Genomic DNA, 16,860 nt, shown 5'->3' with positions numbered 1-16,860 from the left:
ATTTTCTCGCCGCTATAAGGTCCAGCCATGACCGACGCCGCCCTGACCGACGAAGAGCTCGAACGCTATGCCCGCCACATCGTGTTGCCGGAGATCGGCGGGCCGGGCCAGCAGAAGCTGAAACGGGCGCGGGTGCTGGTGATCGGCGCCGGCGGGCTCGGCGCGCCGGTGCTGGAATATCTTGCCGCTGCCGGCGTCGGCACGCTCGGCATTGTCGATGACGACACGGTTTCGCTATCCAACCTGCAGCGGCAGGTCATCCATGGCAGCGACACGATCGGCATGGCCAAGACCGACAGCGCTGCCGCGGCGATCATGCGCGTCAACCCCAACGTCTCCGTGGAATCGCATCGCCTGAGGCTGACGGAAGAGAACGCCCCTGCCCTCGTCACGCGCTACGATGTCGTTGTCGACGGCTCCGACAATTTCGAAACGCGCTACGCGGCCGCCGATGCCTGCGCCAGTGAGAAGAAACCCCTCGTCACGGCCGCCGTCGGCCGCTTCGACGGCTCGGTGACGGTGCTGAAGCCGTTCGAGACGGGCACCGACGGCAAGCGCAATCCGAGCTATCGCGATCTATTCCCGGAAGCACCGCCCGAAGGGCTGGTGCCGTCCTGCGCCGTTGCCGGTATCGTCGGCGCGCTGACGGGCGTCATCGGCACGCTGGAGGCGATGGAAGCGATCAAGCTTATCACCGGCATAGGCGAGCCGCTGATCGGCCGGCTGCTGCTCTATGACGGGCTCACGGCCCGCTTCGATACCATTCGCTACAAGGCCGTCTGAGGGCATGGACCAGAGCGTCGGCATCTCCATAACCGGCCTTCCAGCGGATTTCGATCAGTGGGACGACCTGCTCGCGCTGATCCGGCGCGCCTTTGCCTATATGGATGGCGTCATCGACCCGCTCTCCTCGGCGCATCTTTTGACCGCCGAGGCGCTTGCCGCGAAGGCGAAACGGGAAACCGGGTTTCTGGCCCTCGAAAACGGCCGCATCGTCGGCTGCGTCTTCGCGCTGGAACGGGCGCGGGATTTCTATGTCGGCAAGCTCGCGGTCGAGCCGCGGCTCCAGGGCCAAGGCATCGGAACCCGGCTGATGCGGGCGGTCGAGGATCTCGCCCGCGAACGCGGCAAGAATGCGATCGAACTGCAGACCCGCATCGAACTGACGGCAAACCATGCTGCCTTCGCCCGGCTCGGCTTTCGCGAGATCGCGCGCACGGCGCATGAGGGCTATGACAGGCCGACCTCCATCACCATGCGCAAGGTGCTGTCTTGAGCCTTTCGCTCAGCCCAAAAGAACAGGCGATCGCCGCCAAGCAGGACGGCGCGGGCATGGCGATGCGCATCGTCGCCGAAAGCGCTCGCCTGCTCGGCGCGCCGCGGCTGATCCCGATCGCCTCCACCCATATCGACGGCGGGCTGTACCACGGCGATTCCGGCACGCTGTTCGCCGAAAGACTGGTCGAAGGCGGCGCGAAGGTCGCGGTACGCTCGACACTCAATGTGGGGGCGCTCGACCTGATGGGTTGTTCGCGTATCCGCCTGAAAGAGCCACAGCGCGGCATGGCGCGGCGGATGATGGAGGCTTATCGCAAGCTGGGCTGCGAGCAGAGCTGGACCTGCGCCCCCTACCAGGCCGGACACAGGCCCACCCTCGGCAGCGACGTGGCCTGGGGCGAGTCCAACGCGGTCGTCTTCTGCAATTCGGTGCTGGGCGCGCGGACCAACCGCTATGGCGATTTCCTGGACATTGCCTGCGCCATCACCGGCCGCGCGCCGGATTACGGCCTGCACCGGCCTGACAATCGCCGTGCCCGGCTCGTTTTCGACGTCTCGGGCCTCTCGCCATCCTTCCTTGCCTCCGAGATCGCCTGGCCAGTGCTGGGCAGCCTCTATGGCCGCGAGGTAGGCAATGCGATCGGTGTCCTCACCGGCGTGACGGGTCATCCCGGCGAAGACGCGCTGAAAGCCTTCGGCGCGGCGGCCGCATCGTCCGGCGCGGTCGGCCTGTTCCACATTGCCGGCGTGACGCCCGAGGCTCCCGACGTCGAAGCCATTCTGGCCTCGCCGGAGCCGGAAGCGGTGATCCGCGTGACATACGACATGGTGGCGACGGCGCGCGCGGGCCTGTCGACCGCGGCAGCGACCGAGACCATTGACGCGGTGGCGATCGGCAGCCCACATCTGTCGAACGCCGAGTTCGACAGCCTGGAACGCCTGATCGCCGGGCGGCGCCTCACTGTCCCGATCTATGCCTGCACCGGCCGTCACGCGCTTCCCCTGCTGGAGCGGGACGGCCGGCGAAAAAGGCTCGAGGCGAGCGGGGTCGTCATCGTCGCCGATACATGTGTGGTGGTGACGCCGATCATGCCGGAGCTCGGCAATGGCGTGCTGATGACCAATTCGGGCAAGTTCGCGCATTACGCGCCGGGCAACACCGGCTATGCGGTGCTCTATGCCTCGCTCGCCGATTGCGTCGAAAGCGCGGTCCTCGGCAAGCCGGTCTTCACGGATATCGCCGCATGAGCACAGCAGCCGAAATCCTGGTGCCGGGCAAGGCGGGCGAAGGCGAAGCGCTGGTGCTGACGGCGCCGATCAGCTTCTGGGGCGGCGTCGACCCGAAAACAGGCCGCATCGCCGATGTCCGCCATCCGCAGCATGGGGAAATCATCGCCGGCCGGGTGCTGTTCCTGCCGGGCACGATCGGCTCGTCATCCGCTTCGGCGGTGCTGATGGAACTGGTCCATAATGGCCGCGCGCCGGCCGGCCTGGTGCTGCACGAGCCGGACGCCATCCTGCTGCTTGGCCTGATCGTTGCCCGTGAGATGGGCTGGGAAACGCCGATGGCGGTGCGGCTTGGCCGAGACGCGTTCGAAACCTATGGCGGCAGGGTGAGAATAACCGAGGACGGCGCTCTCGCCGTCTTTGGCGAATAAGCCTCAGGTCCTGAGCGGCAGCACGCGGTCCGGCGGGCGGTGGCCGTCGAAGAAGGCGCGGATGTTGATGATTACCTTCTCGCCCATGTCGATGCGGCCCTCGAGCGTGGCCGAGCCCATATGCGGCAAAAGCACCACCTTACCCTTGGCGGCAAGCTTCAAGAGCTTGCTGTTCAGCGCCGGCTCATGCTCGTAGACGTCGAGGCCGGCTCCGGCGATCTTGCCGTCATGGATGAGCTTGATCAGCGATTCCTCGTCGATGATGTCGCCGCGCGCGGTGTTGACGATATAGGCCGAAGGCTGCATCAGCGCGAGGCGACGGCCGGACAAAAGGTGGAACGTCGCCGGCGTCGACGGGCAGTTGACCGAGATGATGTCCATGCGGGCCAGCATCTGGTCGAGGCTTTCCCAATAGGTCGCCTCCAGCTCCTCCTCAACGGCGGGCAGCACGCGGTGCCGGTTGTGGTAGTGGATCGACAGGCCGAAGGCCTTGGCCCGCCTGGCAACCGCCGTGCCGATGCGGCCCATGCCGACGATGCCGAGACGTTTGCCCCAGATGCGCCGGCCGAGCATCCAGGTCGGCGACCAGCCGGCCCATTTCTTCTCACCCGTCAACACATTGGCGCCTTCGGCGAGCCTGCGCGGCACGGCGAGCATCAGCGCCATGGTCATGTCGGCAGTGTCTTCGGTGAGCACATTGGGCGTGTTGGTGACAGTGATGCCTTTCTTGGCGGCGGCCGCGACGTCGATCTTGTCGACGCCGTTGCCGAAATTCGCGATCAGCTTGAGGTTTTCGCCGGCCTGGGCGATCAGCGCGGCGTCGATATGGTCCGTGATGGTGGGAACCAGCACGTCGGCTTCCTTGACCGCGGCGACCAGCTCCGGCTGCGTCATCGGCCGGTCCTCGACATTCAGCCTTGCGTCGAACAGCTCGCGCATGCGCGTTTCGACTGGATCGGGCAGCTTGCGCGTGATGACGACGAGGGGCCGTTTTTTGCCTGCCATTTTATCCCCGAAGCTTCCTCGAAACCGATCTCGTTGAGACCTCTTTAACCAAGACCGGCGAAACTTGTAGCCAGTCGCGGCATCAGCCCACTCCTGTAACAAGCGGTGCCGCCGAAGACAAAGAAAAAGGGGCGCTCATCCCGACGGACCGGCGCCGAAAGGAACGAAAGTGTCTGGTTTCGCGTCACTTCGCCTGGCCTTCAGCGCAGCTATTCTCGGCGCCCTGTTTTGCGCGCCGCAGGCTTTGGCGCAAGGCGCGGCCGCGCCGACCCAAACCATAACGCTTGGGCCGAGCGGCCTGCCGCTGCCGCGCTTCGTCAGCCTGAAGCCGGCCCGTGTTAATTCGCGCGTCGGCCCGGGCGCCAATTATTCCGTCAACTGGATGTATCTGAAGGCCGGTCTGCCGATGGAGGTCATCCAGGAATTCGACACCTGGCGCCGCGTGCGCGATGCCGACGGCTCGGAAGGCTGGATCAACCAGTCGCTGCTCTCCGGCCGCCGCACCGCGATCGTCGCGCCCTGGCAGCGCGGCAAGGGCGGGCGAATCAACCTGCTCGACGAGCCCGACAAGGATGCCGGTGTCGTCGCCATCGTCGAGCCGGGCGTGATCGGCTCGATCAAGAAATGCGACGGCCAATGGTGCGAGATGACCTTCGACGGGCACACCGGCTGGATGGCGCAGTCGCAGGTGTGGGGCGCCTATCCCGGCGAGAAGGTCAAGAACTGAGTTCGCTGGCCTTGCGGTCGCGGCCGATGCGGCCGAGATGCGTATCCTGAAAACCAGTGGGCAGCTTGAGGCCGTAGCCGAGGGCACGGTCGATGGCGATGTGCGCGATCCAGATGAGCGCGACGGCGGTCGTAATCGGGCCGGCGAGCAACGCGCCCGCAAGCAGAAGCACGAGCGGGGCAATCAGGATATGCAAGGCGTTGTAGGTGACGGCGCCGACGCTTGGCCCGGCGAGATAGCCCAGCATCGACAGGTCCGGCGCAAGGATGAGCAGCGCAAACAGCCACCAGGAAAAGCCGGAGATTGCATAGCAAACAATGACCAATGCAGCGACGGTGGCCCATTCAAACCGGACAATCAAATCGACGGGCCGCATCGCCACGGGATCAGTCGCCGCGTTTCGGGCGAAGCCTCACGACGATGTCGACGTTGGCGATCTCCATGCCTTCCGGAGGAGCCGGCAGGTTGGAGACGGTCACCGGTCCGCTTTCAATATCGAAAATGCGATTCTCGCCTTCGATGTAGAAGTGGTGGTGATCGGACGTGTTGGTGTCGAAATAGGTTTTCGACCCTTCGACCGCGAGGATGCGCAGCAGGCCGGCCTGCGTGAACTGGTGGAGCGCGTTGTAGACCGTCGCCAGCGAGACCGGCACCCCGGCGGCGATCGCCTCTTCGTGCAGTTCCTCGGCCGCAAGGTGGCGGTCGCCCTTGGCGAAAAGCAGATCGGCCAGCGCAATGCGCTGACGCGTCGGCCTCAGGCCGGCTTCGCGAACCCGCTTGTCCACAGCGACATTTTCCTTCCGGTAGCCCGAATCCATCTCTTCGCGTCGAAGCTTGCTGCCCAGCCCATCAACAGGTCCAGAATGGCAAAAGACGTCAAAAGCCAAAACCGGACATCAGCCGACATATATTCTGTAGTCCGAATGCGATCAATAGCGCGCATTGACCCGGGCAGGCGCACGGGTTAAGCGCAAACGCCGGTTTCCGGCCGCAAACAGAGTGTGTTAGGAAACCAACGAGAAGGGCGCCCTGCCGCCCGCTAAAGAACACGGGGACAGAAATTTGATGGCGGATCAAAAGTCCAGCTACGATTACGAGGAACTGCTTGCTTGCGCCCGCGGCGAGCTGTTCGGCCCGGGCAATGCCCAGCTGCCCTACCCACCGATGCTGATGTTCGACCGCATCACCGAGATCAGCGAGACCGGCGGCGCTTTCGACAAGGGCTTCATCCGCGCCGAATTCGACATCAAGCCGGATCTTTGGTTCTTCGCCTGCCACTTCATCGGCAATCCGATCATGCCGGGCTGTCTCGGCCTCGACGCCATGTGGCAGTTGACCGGTTTCTATCTCGGCTGGCTGGGCGAACCCGGCAAGGGCATGGCGCTTTCGACCGGCGAGGTGAAGTTCAAGGGCATGGTGACGCCGTCAGTGAAGAAGGTCGAATATGGCGTCGACTTCAAGCGCGTGATGCGGGGCCGGCTGGTGCTCGGCATAGCCGACGGCTGGCTCAAGGCGGATGGCGAACCCATATACGCGGCTACGGATCTGAAAGTCGGTCTGTCCAAGCAGCCGGCCGCCTGACCGTTTTTCGCCACGGCGTCGCGCAGCCAATGCACGCCGCGCCAGTTTATTTGCGTATGATCAAAAGCGAAAACCGGCTAGGTTTTTCGCCCAAATACGCCGGAAGGAGTTGCGAATGAGACGGGTCGTAGTGACAGGGCTCGGCATTGTGTCGTCGATCGGCAACAATGCCAACGAGGTGCAGAGCTCGCTTTACGATGCCAAATCCGGCATCAGCTTTTCCAATTCCTTCGCCGAACACGGCTTCCGCTGCCAGGTCTGGGGCGCGCCGACGCTCGATCCCACCCCGATGATCGATCGTCGTGCCATGCGTTTCCTGAGCCAGGGCGCGGCCTGGAACCATGTCGCCATGGACCAGGCGATCGCCGATGCCGGCTTAAGCGAAGGCGACATCACCAATGAGCGGACCGGCATCGTAATGGGTTCCGGCGGGCCGTCGACCCGAACCATCGTCGAAGCGGCCGAGACCACGGTCAAGAACAACAGCCCCAAGCGCATCGGCCCGTTCGCCGTGCCGAAGGCCATGTCGTCGACGGCGTCTGCCACCCTGGCGACCTGGTTCAAGATCCACGGCGTCAACTACTCGATCTCGTCGGCCTGCTCGACCTCCGCGCATTGCATAGGCAATGCCTATGAGCTGATCCAATGGGGCAAGCAGGATGTGATGTTTGCCGGCGGCCACGAGGACCTCGACTGGACCATGTCGGACCTGTTCGACGCCATGGGCGCCATGTCGTCGAAGTTCAACGACAATGCATCGGCCGCTTCGCGCGCCTATGACGTCAACCGCGACGGCTTCGTCATCGCCGGAGGCGCCGGCGTGCTGGTGCTGGAGGAATTGGAACACGCCAAGGCGCGTGGCGCAAAGATCTATGCCGAGATCGTCGGTTATGGCGCGACATCCGACGGCTACGACATGGTCGCTCCTTCGGGCGAAGGCGCTATCCGCTGCATGCGGCAGGCGCTTGCCACGGTGCCATCGCCGGTCGACTATATCAACACCCACGGCACCTCGACGCCGGTCGGCGATTCCAAGGAAATGGGCGCCATTCGCGAGGTGTTCGGCGACAAGATGCCTTACATCACCTCGACCAAGTCGCTCACCGGCCATTCGCTGGGAGCGGCCGGCGTGCAGGAATCGATCTATTCGATCCTGATGATGCAGGGCGGCTTCATCGGCGAGAGCGCCCATATCGAAGAGCTCGATCCGGAATTCGAGGGCATGCCGATCGTGCGCAAGCGTATCGACAACGCCAAGATCGACACCGTGCTGTCCAACTCCTTTGGTTTCGGTGGCACCAACGCGACGTTGATTTTCCAGCGCTATTCCGCATAGAGCCGGCGTTTTTATAAGGATTGCCTTTTATGGACGGGTTGATGAAGGGCAAGCGCGGGCTTGTCATGGGTGTCGCCAACGACCATTCGATTGCCTGGGGCATCGCCAAGAAGCTGTCGGAACATGGGGCGGAGCTCGCCTTCACCTACCAGGGCGACGCCTTCGGGCGCAGGGTCAAGCCGCTGGCCGAGAAGGTGGGCGCCTCGCTGATCGTGCCCTGTGATGTCGAAGACAGCGCCTCGGTCACCGCGACTTTCGAGACCCTCCGTAAAACCTGGGGCGGGCTGGACTTCTTGGTGCACGCCATCGGCTTTTCCGACAAGAACGAGCTGAAGGGCCTCTACGCCGACACCAGCCGCGACAATTTCGTGCGCACCATGGTGATCTCCTGCTATTCCTTCACCGAGATCGCCCGCAACGCCGCTGCGCTGATGGGCAATGGCGGCTCGATGATCACGCTCACCTATGCCGGCTCCGTCAGGGTGATGCCGAACTATAACGTCATGGGCGTCGCCAAGGCCGGGCTGGAGGCCAGCGTGCGCTATCTCGCCAACGACTACGGCCCGCGCGGCATCAGGGTGAACGGCATCTCGGCCGGGCCGGTGCGGACGCTGGCCGGCTCCGGCGTGTCCGACGCCCGCCACATGTTCTCCTACCAGCAGCGCAATTCGCCTTTGCGGCGCACCGTGACCATCGACGAAGTCGGCGGCTCGGCGCTCTATCTGCTCTCCGATCTGTCGTCGGGCGTCACCGGTGAGATCCACTATGTGGATTCCGGCTATCACATCGTTTCGATGCCGGCACTGGAGGAATTGAAGCAGAACGACGGCATGCGCGAATAGTTTGCGGCTGCGATAGTAGCGTTCCAGTAAAATTGCATGCATCGGGGGAAACTCATTTTAAGGAGATGTCCGCTATACGGCCCCGTAATCCAGGGACCATGCATGCCTGCAGTCAGCAATCCCAAACGGACTCCGCTGTTCCGGCTGATAACCATCGCCAGCTCGGGCATGGGCAGTTTCATCCTTGGACTATGGGGGCTGCGGTTCGGCTTCGGCGACGGCATGGCCGGCATGCCGGCAGAAACGATGGCCGGCATCATCGCAGCGCTCTGCGCTTTAGCCGCCGGCGGTGCCGCGCTGTCGTTCTTCGCGGGCGTCGATGAGTCGGTGGCCTATGTCTTCAAAGAAACCCATTTCGACAAGCTGACCGGCCTTTTGTCGCGCCAGGCCATGGTCGGCAAGATAGCCGAAGCTGCCTCCGCGACCATTCGAACCGGCGAGCCGGTGTTCTTGGTCGACATCGACATCGACCGCTTCAAGCAGATCAACGACGCCATCGGCTACAGCCAGGGCGACGAACTGATCCGCGCCGTCACCGACAGGCTGAAGGAGAACATGCCGAAGAACGCGGTGATCGGGCGTATCGGCGCCGGCGAATTCGGCGTGCTGCTGCCTGACGGTGACATCAGGGGTTCGATCGAGCGGCTCATCGAGAAGCTCATCAACGAGATGATGGAGCCCTACCAGCTGCGGAGCCACCTGCAGTCGGTCAGCCTGTCGGTCGGCATCGCGGCGATGCCGAAAGACGGCGTCGACCCGGTCCTGGTCCTGCGCCGGTCGAACCTTGCGCTGCAGAACGCGCGTGCCAGCGGCATCGGCAACTGGTCCGTCTTCCACGCCGACATGGGCCGCGTGGCGGATTACCGGCAGTGGATCGAATCGGAGCTGAAGACCGCCTTCGACCGCGGCGACTTCAGCCTGCACTACCAGCCGCAGCTCAACCTGCCGAGCGGCCGCGTCGTCGGCTATGAGGCGCTGATCCGCTGGAAGCATCCAGAGCGCGGCATGATCCCGCCAATGGAATTCATTCCGATCGCCGAAGAGACCGGCATGATCAATCCGATCGGCGAATGGGTGCTGCGCAAAGCCTGCAGCGACGCCCGGTTCCTGCCGCAGGATTGCTTCGTCGCCGTCAATATCTCGCCGGTCCAGTTCATGACCAGGGATTTCATCGGCATCGTGCGGGACGTGATGGAATCGACCGGCGTCAAGCCGTCGCGGCTGGAGCTCGAGGTCACCGAGACGGCGATGATGCAGGATCGCGACCGCGCCGCGGCGATCCTGGAGCAGCTTGCCGAGATGGGTATCTCCGTGGCCGTCGACGATTTCGGCACGGGCTATTCCAATTTGAGCTACCTGATCGACTTCTCCTTCGGCAAGCTGAAGATCGACCGTTCCTTCGTCAGCCGCATCGACACCGACTCCAGCTCCGGCGCGATCGTTTCGACCATTGTCGGCCTGTCGCGGGCGCTGGGCGTCGGCATCATCGCCGAGGGCGTGGAGACCGAGAACCAGGCCACGCTGCTTCAGGCCGCCGGCTGCGAGGTGGTGCAGGGCTATCTGTTCGGCCGGCCGGCGCCGCTCAAGGTCGAGCTCGGCGAAGCGCGTCCCGCCTTCGACACGCATGAGCCGGCCCGCATCGTCAGCGTGCAGTAAAGCGCCTCGCTTTCCTGGCGCAATTCCAGCAGGAAACCGCTTCACTGGAATTGCTTCAGCGGCGCGCCGAAAACACCTTGAACATGCCGTCGCGGGCAATCTCGGCATGGCTGGCGAAGGCAGCGGAGAGCACCTGTTCGTAAGGAAGCTGGCGGTTGGCGACCATGAACAGGCGGCCGCCCGGTTTCAGCGCCTTGGACGCGGCGCGGATCATGCCGGCGCCGATGCCCGGCTCGGCGGCGCGGCCGCTGTGGTAAGGCGGGTTCATGACGATTGCATCGTAGCGCCGTTCGACCGCCTCTATGAGCAGATCTATCCAGAAGAAGCGCGGCTCGATGACACCATGGACGTTCAGCCTGGCTGCTTCCAGGGCCTCGAAATCCGCTTCATAGAGATCGAGCGCGGTGAGGCCATGCGAACGCTGCAGGACTTCGGCCGCCAGGTAACCCCAGCCGGCGCAGAAATCAGCGACATTGCCCTTGAGATCGTGAGGCAAGTTCGCGGCCAGCAGTTTCGAACCGGCATCGACCCGATCGAAGGAAAACATGCCGGGCTGGGTCTTGAAGCCGCCTTCGACGACAAGATCGGGATTGCCGGCGCGCAGTGTCGCGGCCGCCTCTGTGCCGGTCCGCCGCAACCAGAAAGCAACGCCGTGATGCTTGGGAAGATGACCGTCGAGCGGCGCCAGCGCGTCGATCCGCTTGCGCAAGCTGTCGACGCCGTCGTCCTTGCCACCGGCGATGATGACCAATCCACCCGGCAGGACGCGCTCGATGGCATCGGCGATGCGCCGCTCATTCTGGCCGCGATGGCGGCCCGCAAGGACCAGCGCCATGTCGAAGCCGGAACCTTCCACGCGCGGCGTGACAATGTAGCCGGACGCCTGCAAGGCGCGAAAATGCGGCCGGAAGCCTTGCACGAGATGCAGCGCCGCTTCGAAGCCGGCGGGCAGGCGGAACCCGGGCTCGGCCCCGAGAAACAGGACGCGGGCATCCTTTCCCGGCAGAGGCAGCGCCTCGGCCTCGAACGGGTAGAACAGCGTCTTCAGCGGCTCCGCGGCCATTCACCTTGCTCCGTAGAACTCTTGCAGTTCCCTGAAACAAAACGGGCGCGACCTCGCGGCGCGCCCGTCTTGAATTATCCGGTCAAACCGATCAGGCGGCGTCTTCCTCGCCGTCCGACTTCTTCTTGTCCTGGACGATTTCCTTGCCGGTCGCCTGGTCGACGACCTTCATCGACAGGCGCACCTTGCCGCGCTCGTCGAAGCCCATCAGCTTGACCCAAACCTTGTCGCCTTCCTTGACGACGTCGGAGGTCTTGGCGACCCGCTCATTGGCGAGCTGCGAGATGTGGACGAGGCCGTCGCGCGGGCCGAAGAAGTTGACGAACGCGCCGAAGTCGGCCGTCTTGACAACGGTGCCTTCATAGATCTCGCCGACTTCCGGCTCGGCGACGATGGTGTGGATCCACTTCTTCGCCGCCTCGATCTCCTTGGCATTCGCCGAAGCGATCTTGACCGTGCCGTCGTCCTCGATGTTGATCTTGGCGCCGGTCTTCTCGACGATCTCGCGGATCACCTTGCCGCCGGAGCCGATGACGTCACGGATCTTGTCGGTCGGGATATGCATGACCTCGATGCGCGGCGCGAATTCGCCGAGCTCGGCGCGGGCGCCGGAGATCGCATGCGCCATCTCGCCCAGGATATGCAAGCGGCCGTCCTTGGCCTGGGCAAGCGCGATGCCCATGATTTCCTGGGTGATGCCCTCGATCTTGATGTCCATCTGCAGCGAGGTGACACCGTTGGCGGTCCCGGCGACCTTGAAGTCCATATCGCCGAGATGGTCCTCATCGCCCAGGATGTCGGAGAGCACCGCGAAACGCTCGCCTTCCTTGATCAAGCCCATGGCGATGCCGGCAACCGGCTTGGCCAGCGGCACGCCGGCATCCATCAGAGCCAGCGAGGTGCCGCAGACGGTCGCCATTGACGACGAACCGTTGGACTCGGTGATCTCGGAGACGACACGCAGCGTGTAGGGGAACTGGTCGGCGCTGGGCAGCATCGGGCGGATGGCGCGCCAGGCGAGCTTGCCATGGCCGATCTCGCGACGGCCCGGCGAACCCATGCGGCCGGTTTCGCCGACCGAGTAGGGCGGGAAGTTGTAGTGGAGAAGGAATTTCTCCTTGTACATGCCGGTCAGCGAATCGACATACTGCTCGTCCTCGCCGGTGCCCAGCGTGGCGACGACCAGCGCCTGAGTCTCGCCGCGGGTGAACAGCGCCGAACCATGGGTGCGCGGCAGAACGCCGACTTCGGAGACGATCTTGCGCACGGTCTTGAGATCGCGGCCGTCGATGCGCGAGCCGGTGTCGAGGATGTTCCAGCGCACGACTTTGGCCTGGAGCTCCTTGAAGACGCTGCCGATCTGCTCGGAAGTGTACTTGGCTTCCTCGCCCTCGGCCGGAGCGAACGCGGCCTTGACCTTCGCCTTGACGGCGTCGACCGCGGCATAGCGCGACTGCTTGTCGGTGATCTTGTAGGCCTCGCGAAGCTCGTCGCCGACGACCTTCAGCATCTCGGCTTCGAGCGCGGAATAATCCGGCGCGGTGAAGTCGCGCGGCTCCTTGGCGGCGACCTCTGCCAGCTTGATGATCGCCTCGATCACCGGCTGGAAGCTCTTGTGGCCGAACATGACGGCGCCGAGCATCAGATCCTCGGAGAGTTCCTTGGCCTCGGATTCGACCATCAGCACGGCGTCGCCGGTGCCGGCGACGACGAGGTCGAGCTTGGATTCCTGCATCTCGTCGATGTGCGGGTTGAGCACATATTCGCCGTTGATGTAGCCGACGCGGGCGCCGCCGATCGGGCCCATGAAGGGCACGCCCGAAAGCGTGAGCGCGGCGGAAGTGGCGACGATCGACAGGATGTCGGGATCGTTCTCGAGATCATGCTGGACGACGGTGACGACAATCTGGGTGTCGTTCTTGTAGCCGTCGGCGAAAAGCGGGCGGATCGGACGATCGATCAGGCGGGAAACCAGCGTTTCCTTCTCGCTCGGACGGCCCTCGCGCTTGAAGTAGCCGCCCGGGATCTTGCCGGCGGCATAGGTCTTTTCCTGATAGTTGACGGTAAGCGGGAAGAAATCGAGGCCGGGCTTCGGCTCCTTCATCGAAACGACGGTGGCCAGAACGACGGTCTCGCCATAGGTGGCGAGCACCGCGCCGTCAGCCTGACGCGCGATCTTGCCCGTCTCGAGGATGAGCGGACGGCCGCCCCATTCGATTTCCACTTTGTGTTGATTGAACATGTCTTGTCCTTCATATGCGGAAGGGCCGCGCCGTCCTAACGGCTACGGGTTCTCCTTTCCTGGCTTCCTTCGGGCAGCCACGGGCAAGACAACGGGGTGCTCGATCAAATAGCGAGCATCCTGCAATCCTGCCCCATGACCGTCCATGGGCGGTTCCGAATAGCCCTCTGCACGTCCGGAACCGGGTTTGGCCGATTGATCGGCCGGCTTTGCGCATGACGCCGGAAACCGCTGTTTCCGGAACGCGCCCTGCGCGAATGCAGATTTCGAGAGCGCATCGCGCTCAGGCATTATCGCACCGACCATCCGATGCGCCAATGCGCGACCGGCGGGCCCTCCGAGGAAAGCCCGCCGGTCAATTCGTCAGCGACGCAGACCGAGCTTGTCGATCAGCGTCTGATAGCGCGCGTCATCCTTGCGCTTGAGGTAGTCAAGCAGGCTGCGGCGCTGGGAGACCAGAGCAAGCAGACCACGGCGGGAATGGTTATCCTTCTTGTGATCCTTGAAGTGCTCGGTCAGGTTCTTGATACGCTCGGAAAGGATGGCAACCTGGACTTCCGGAGATCCGGTGTCGCCCTTGGCGGTCGCGAATTCGGTCATCAATTCCTTCTTGCGATCGGCAGTGATCGACATCGTGTTTTTCCTTATCTGTTGGAGGAAACGGGACGCCCACAGCCGGGATGTCGTCCAGCAGAGGCCAGTGCAAGCGACGCGTCAGGGGCGCGAAGCTGCGGCGCATATAGTGCAATTCCGGAAAAAACACCAGCCCAATTGTCAAGCCGGCTTGTCGCAGGTTCCGGTTGCGAAAACAGGCGAATTCAAAGGCTAATGCATGTCGCCCAGAAGTGTGCAGCGGTTCTGGGAAACGACATGCATCAAAACAAAGACCTAAAGCGCGTCGCCTGAATCCGTTTCATCGCGACGCGCTTTAGAGCCACTTCTTCCATTTGAAGAACGCAATCAGACCGACCGCAACGATCGCCATGAACATGAGCGAGGCGGGATAGCCGTAATAGGCTTTCAGCTCGGGCATGTTCCAGGGCGAGCTTTGCGGATCGAAATTCATGCCCCAGACGCCGACCAGGAAGGTGAGCGGCATGAAGATCACTGAGACGATGGTCAGATAGGAAATGACGTCGTTGGTGCTGGCCTGGGTCAGCGAGACATGCATCTCGATCAGGCCGGTGAGCATGTCGCGCTGGTTCTCGACCAGCTCGATCAGGCGCAGCGAATGATCGAGCGTGTCGTTGAAGAATATCTTGGTCTCGGCCTTCACGAAGGGCACGTCGTTGCGGATCAGCGTCGCCAGCGCGTCGCGCATCGGCCACAGAACGCCTTTCAGCACGTTGGCGTCGCGCCTGAGTTCATGCAGCTGCCGCATCTGATGCTTGTGCGGCTTGTTCAGCATCTCATCCTCGATGCCGTCGACCGTTTCGCTCGCCGCCTCGATGGGCGGGAAATAGCTGTCGACGATGGCATCGATCAGCGCATAGGCGAGATAATCGGCGCCGCGCGAACGCAGCCGGTTGGGCATCGCGCCGGCAATGCGCTTGCGTACGGGATCGAACGGATCGCCCTCGCGTTCCTGGAAGGTGACGACGAAATTGCCGCCGAAGAACAGCGCGATCTGCTCGTAGCGGTGCGAGGTGACGTCGTCGATCATGCGCATGACGACGAAGGCATGATTCTCGTAGAAATCCACCTTGGGTCGCTGTCCGGTGTTGACGACATCCTCCAGCGCCAGCGGGTGCAGGTTGAAGATGCGGCCGATCTCCTCGATCAGCGGGATGTTGGCAAGCCCCGTGCAGTCAAGCCAGACGACAGGCCATTTCTGGCAATGGGTGTTGAGATCGTCGATCGAGGCATTGTCGATGGTTTCGTATTTCTGGGGCGAGATCAGCGTCAGCCGAAGCTCGCTTCGCCGTGCAGCCGGATCGGCGATAAGCGTGCCGGGCGACGCGCCGACCGGTGGTCGACGGGTTTTCAGCGGCGCCCGCTTCTTGCCAGTGTCAGCCTTGGCCATGAGATCCCTGAAGTATCGGCACTCAGCGGAGCTTAGACGACCGGATTCACCCGGCAAAGACCCGCTTGGGCTTGAACATACCCTGCTCGATGGCGCCGATGGCGACGAGCTTGCCGCGCGCGGTGGCGCAAGCCTCCTCGGCCTCGACCGGCGCATCGCGGCCGCGAATGATGACGGGATTGCCGAGGCGGATCTTCGTCGCCGCGTCGTCGCTGACGGCGACCTGCGGCAGGCAGTCGAGCGCCACCGCCGTTTCGACCAGCAAGGCGTCAATGGCGCTGAAATCGAGCGGCGCCTCGGCTTCGTCCGAGGCCGCTTCTGTCTTGTCGCCAAAGCGGGCTGATTCCAGCTCGGCAACCGTGACGAAATCCTCCGGCGTGAACGGCTCGACCTCGATGCGGCGCAGTTCGGAGATGTGGCCGAAGCAGCCGAGATCGCGACCCATGTCGCGGGCCAGCGAGCGCACATAGGTGCCTTTGCCGCATTCGACCTCGAAGACGGTTTTGTCGGCACCATGCTCGACGATGTCGAGGCGGCCGATCTCGATCTCGCGCGCCGGGATCTCGACCGTCTCGCCGTCGCGGGCAAGATCGTAGGCCCGCTCGCCGGCAATCTTGATGGCCGAGAATTGTGGCGGCGTCTGCATGAAGACGCCGGTGTAGTTCGGCAGCAGCGCCCGCACTTCAGCCTCGGACGGGCGACGATCGGAGCTTTTGGTCACCGGGCCTTCGAGGTCGTCGGTCGAGCGTTCCTCGCCCCAGGCAACGGTGAAGCGGTAGACCTTGGCGCCGTCCTGCACATAGGGAACGGTCTTGGTCGCCTCGCCGAGCGCGATCGGCAGCATGCCGGAGGCGAGCGGATCGAGCGTGCCGGCATGGCCGGCCTTCTCGGCCTGGAACAGCCATTTGATCTTGGACACGGCCTCGGTTGAGCCCATGCCGACCGGCTTGTCCAACACCACCCAGCCGGAGACCGGCCGCCCCTTCTTCTTGCCGCGACGCGCCACTATTCCTCGTCCTTGTCGTTGTTCTTGCCATCGTCGAGATCGCGCGCGACTTCGGGCGATTTCAGCAGTTCGTTGATCTTCGCGAAATTGTCGAAGGACGTGTCGAGCCGGAAGCGGAACTCCGGCATGTACTTCATCTGCCTTAGCGCGCCGGAGACGCGGCCGCGGATGAATTTCGCGTGCTTGTTGAGCGCCTCGACCACGGCGCCCGTATCGGCCGCGCCAAGCGGCGAGACGAAGGCGGTGGCGATCTTGAGATCGGGCGACATGCGCACCTCGGAGACCGAGACGACGCTGTTCTCGATCACCGGATCGATGATCTCGCCGCGCTGCAAGGTCTCGGAAAGGGCATGGCGCACCTGCTCGCCGACGCGCAGCATGCGCTGGGAAGGGCCTGATGTTGTCGAACGGGGCATTTTTCCTGGGTCCTGAAATCGTGGAGC

18 protein-coding genes are annotated in these 16,860 nt (G+C 63.6%); 9 read left to right on the top strand and 9 right to left on the bottom strand.

Going from position 1 to position 16,860, the window contains the following annotated elements; all coding sequences use genetic code 11:
* Positions 1-27 precede the first annotated feature (27 nt).
* From O7A05_RS09650 to O7A05_RS09635, 4 genes are read left to right on the top strand one after another with little or no spacing between them, the layout of a single operon-like run.
* Positions 28-783, top strand: a complete 756-nt coding sequence (locus tag O7A05_RS09650; RefSeq protein ID WP_337092768.1) for a molybdopterin-synthase adenylyltransferase MoeB — start codon at positions 28-30, stop codon at positions 781-783.
* A 4-nt stretch (positions 784-787) separates the two neighbouring features.
* Entirely contained in the window at positions 788-1,276 is a 489-nt protein-coding gene (locus tag O7A05_RS09645) for a GNAT family N-acetyltransferase (RefSeq protein ID WP_337092767.1), read from the top strand.
* The gene (locus tag O7A05_RS09640; RefSeq protein ID WP_337092766.1) at positions 1,273-2,526 is read left to right on the top strand and encodes an aconitase X catalytic domain-containing protein; all 1,254 of its coding nucleotides are present in this window, start codon (positions 1,273-1,275) and stop codon (positions 2,524-2,526) included. The genes O7A05_RS09645 and O7A05_RS09640 overlap by 4 nt, the downstream gene beginning before the upstream one ends.
* Positions 2,523-2,936 carry an aconitase X swivel domain-containing protein gene (locus O7A05_RS09635; protein ID WP_337092764.1) on the top strand — a complete coding sequence of 138 codons (414 nt, stop codon included), beginning with the start codon at positions 2,523-2,525 and terminating at the stop codon, positions 2,934-2,936. Before O7A05_RS09640 ends, O7A05_RS09635 begins: the two co-directional genes overlap by 4 nt.
* Before the next feature lie 3 nt (positions 2,937-2,939).
* Here O7A05_RS09635 and O7A05_RS09630 read toward each other — a convergent pair whose 3' ends face one another.
* Positions 2,940-3,941: a 2-hydroxyacid dehydrogenase gene (locus O7A05_RS09630; RefSeq protein ID WP_224514062.1), complete on the bottom strand. Its 1,002-nt coding sequence runs from the start codon at positions 3,939-3,941 to the stop codon at positions 2,940-2,942.
* Between the two features lie 169 nt (positions 3,942-4,110).
* Here O7A05_RS09630 and O7A05_RS09625 point away from each other — a divergent pair, with 169 nt between their 5' ends.
* Positions 4,111-4,668, top strand: a complete 558-nt coding sequence (locus tag O7A05_RS09625; protein WP_337092763.1) for an SH3 domain-containing protein — start codon at positions 4,111-4,113, stop codon at positions 4,666-4,668.
* Here the strand turns inward: O7A05_RS09625 and O7A05_RS09620 are convergent.
* Positions 4,658-5,044 (bottom strand): DUF4260 domain-containing protein, encoded by a 387-nt coding sequence (locus tag O7A05_RS09620; RefSeq protein ID WP_337092807.1) that lies wholly within the window; start codon positions 5,042-5,044, stop codon positions 4,658-4,660. The genes O7A05_RS09625 and O7A05_RS09620 overlap by 11 nt on opposite strands.
* A 10-nt stretch (positions 5,045-5,054) precedes the next feature.
* Positions 5,055-5,486, bottom strand: coding sequence for an iron response transcriptional regulator IrrA (gene irrA / locus O7A05_RS09615; protein ID WP_337092762.1), 432 nt, complete (start codon positions 5,484-5,486; stop codon positions 5,055-5,057).
* 247 nt (positions 5,487-5,733) lie between these two features.
* On the opposite strand from irrA, the gene fabA reads away from it, so the two are divergent.
* From fabA to O7A05_RS09595, 4 genes are all read left to right on the top strand, one after another.
* Positions 5,734-6,249, top strand: a complete 516-nt coding sequence (gene fabA, locus O7A05_RS09610) for a 3-hydroxyacyl-[acyl-carrier-protein] dehydratase FabA (RefSeq protein ID WP_224514067.1) — start codon at positions 5,734-5,736, stop codon at positions 6,247-6,249.
* A gap of 115 nt (positions 6,250-6,364) precedes the next feature.
* A complete protein-coding gene (gene fabB / locus O7A05_RS09605; RefSeq protein WP_337092761.1) occupies positions 6,365-7,585 on the top strand; it encodes a beta-ketoacyl-ACP synthase I in 1,221 nt (406 codons plus the stop codon).
* Positions 7,586-7,614: 29 nt separating this feature from the next.
* The gene (gene fabI, locus O7A05_RS09600; protein WP_337092760.1) at positions 7,615-8,427 is read left to right on the top strand and encodes an enoyl-ACP reductase FabI; all 813 of its coding nucleotides are present in this window, start codon (positions 7,615-7,617) and stop codon (positions 8,425-8,427) included.
* Positions 8,428-8,529: 102 nt separating this feature from the next.
* Positions 8,530-10,083: a putative bifunctional diguanylate cyclase/phosphodiesterase gene (locus O7A05_RS09595; protein WP_337092758.1), complete on the top strand. Its 1,554-nt coding sequence runs from the start codon at positions 8,530-8,532 to the stop codon at positions 10,081-10,083.
* 55 nt (positions 10,084-10,138) lie between these two features.
* On the opposite strand, the gene O7A05_RS09590 is transcribed toward O7A05_RS09595, so the two are convergent.
* The 6 genes from O7A05_RS09590 to rbfA all read right to left on the bottom strand — a co-directional run bounded on the left by O7A05_RS09590 (position 10,139) and on the right by rbfA (position 16,833).
* A complete protein-coding gene (locus O7A05_RS09590) occupies positions 10,139-11,146 on the bottom strand; it encodes a class I SAM-dependent methyltransferase (RefSeq protein WP_337092757.1) in 1,008 nt (335 codons plus the stop codon).
* 91 nt (positions 11,147-11,237) lie between these two features.
* The gene (pnp, locus tag O7A05_RS09585; protein ID WP_224581824.1) at positions 11,238-13,388 is read right to left on the bottom strand and encodes a polyribonucleotide nucleotidyltransferase; all 2,151 of its coding nucleotides are present in this window, start codon (positions 13,386-13,388) and stop codon (positions 11,238-11,240) included.
* Between the two features lie 363 nt (positions 13,389-13,751).
* Positions 13,752-14,021, bottom strand: coding sequence for a 30S ribosomal protein S15 (gene rpsO / locus O7A05_RS09580; RefSeq protein WP_027165894.1), 270 nt, complete (start codon positions 14,019-14,021; stop codon positions 13,752-13,754).
* 295 nt (positions 14,022-14,316) lie between these two features.
* Positions 14,317-15,411: a magnesium/cobalt transporter CorA gene (corA, locus tag O7A05_RS09575; RefSeq protein WP_337092755.1), complete on the bottom strand. Its 1,095-nt coding sequence runs from the start codon at positions 15,409-15,411 to the stop codon at positions 14,317-14,319.
* A gap of 46 nt (positions 15,412-15,457) precedes the next feature.
* Positions 15,458-16,417 (bottom strand): tRNA pseudouridine(55) synthase TruB, encoded by a 960-nt coding sequence (truB, locus tag O7A05_RS09570; protein ID WP_337092754.1) that lies wholly within the window; start codon positions 16,415-16,417, stop codon positions 15,458-15,460.
* On the bottom strand, positions 16,417-16,833 hold the full coding sequence (gene rbfA, locus O7A05_RS09565; protein ID WP_337092753.1) for a 30S ribosome-binding factor RbfA: 417 nt from the start codon (positions 16,831-16,833) through the stop codon (positions 16,417-16,419). The genes truB and rbfA overlap by 1 nt, the downstream gene beginning before the upstream one ends.
* Positions 16,834-16,860 lie beyond the last annotated feature (27 nt).

Source organism: Mesorhizobium argentiipisi (SeqCode) (assembly GCF_037179585.1).
In the GTDB taxonomy this organism is placed as follows: domain Bacteria; phylum Pseudomonadota; class Alphaproteobacteria; order Rhizobiales; family Rhizobiaceae; genus Mesorhizobium; species Mesorhizobium argentiipisi.
The sequence above is the reverse complement of the archived record's forward strand: the minus strand, read 5'-3'. Positions and strand labels throughout refer to the sequence as shown.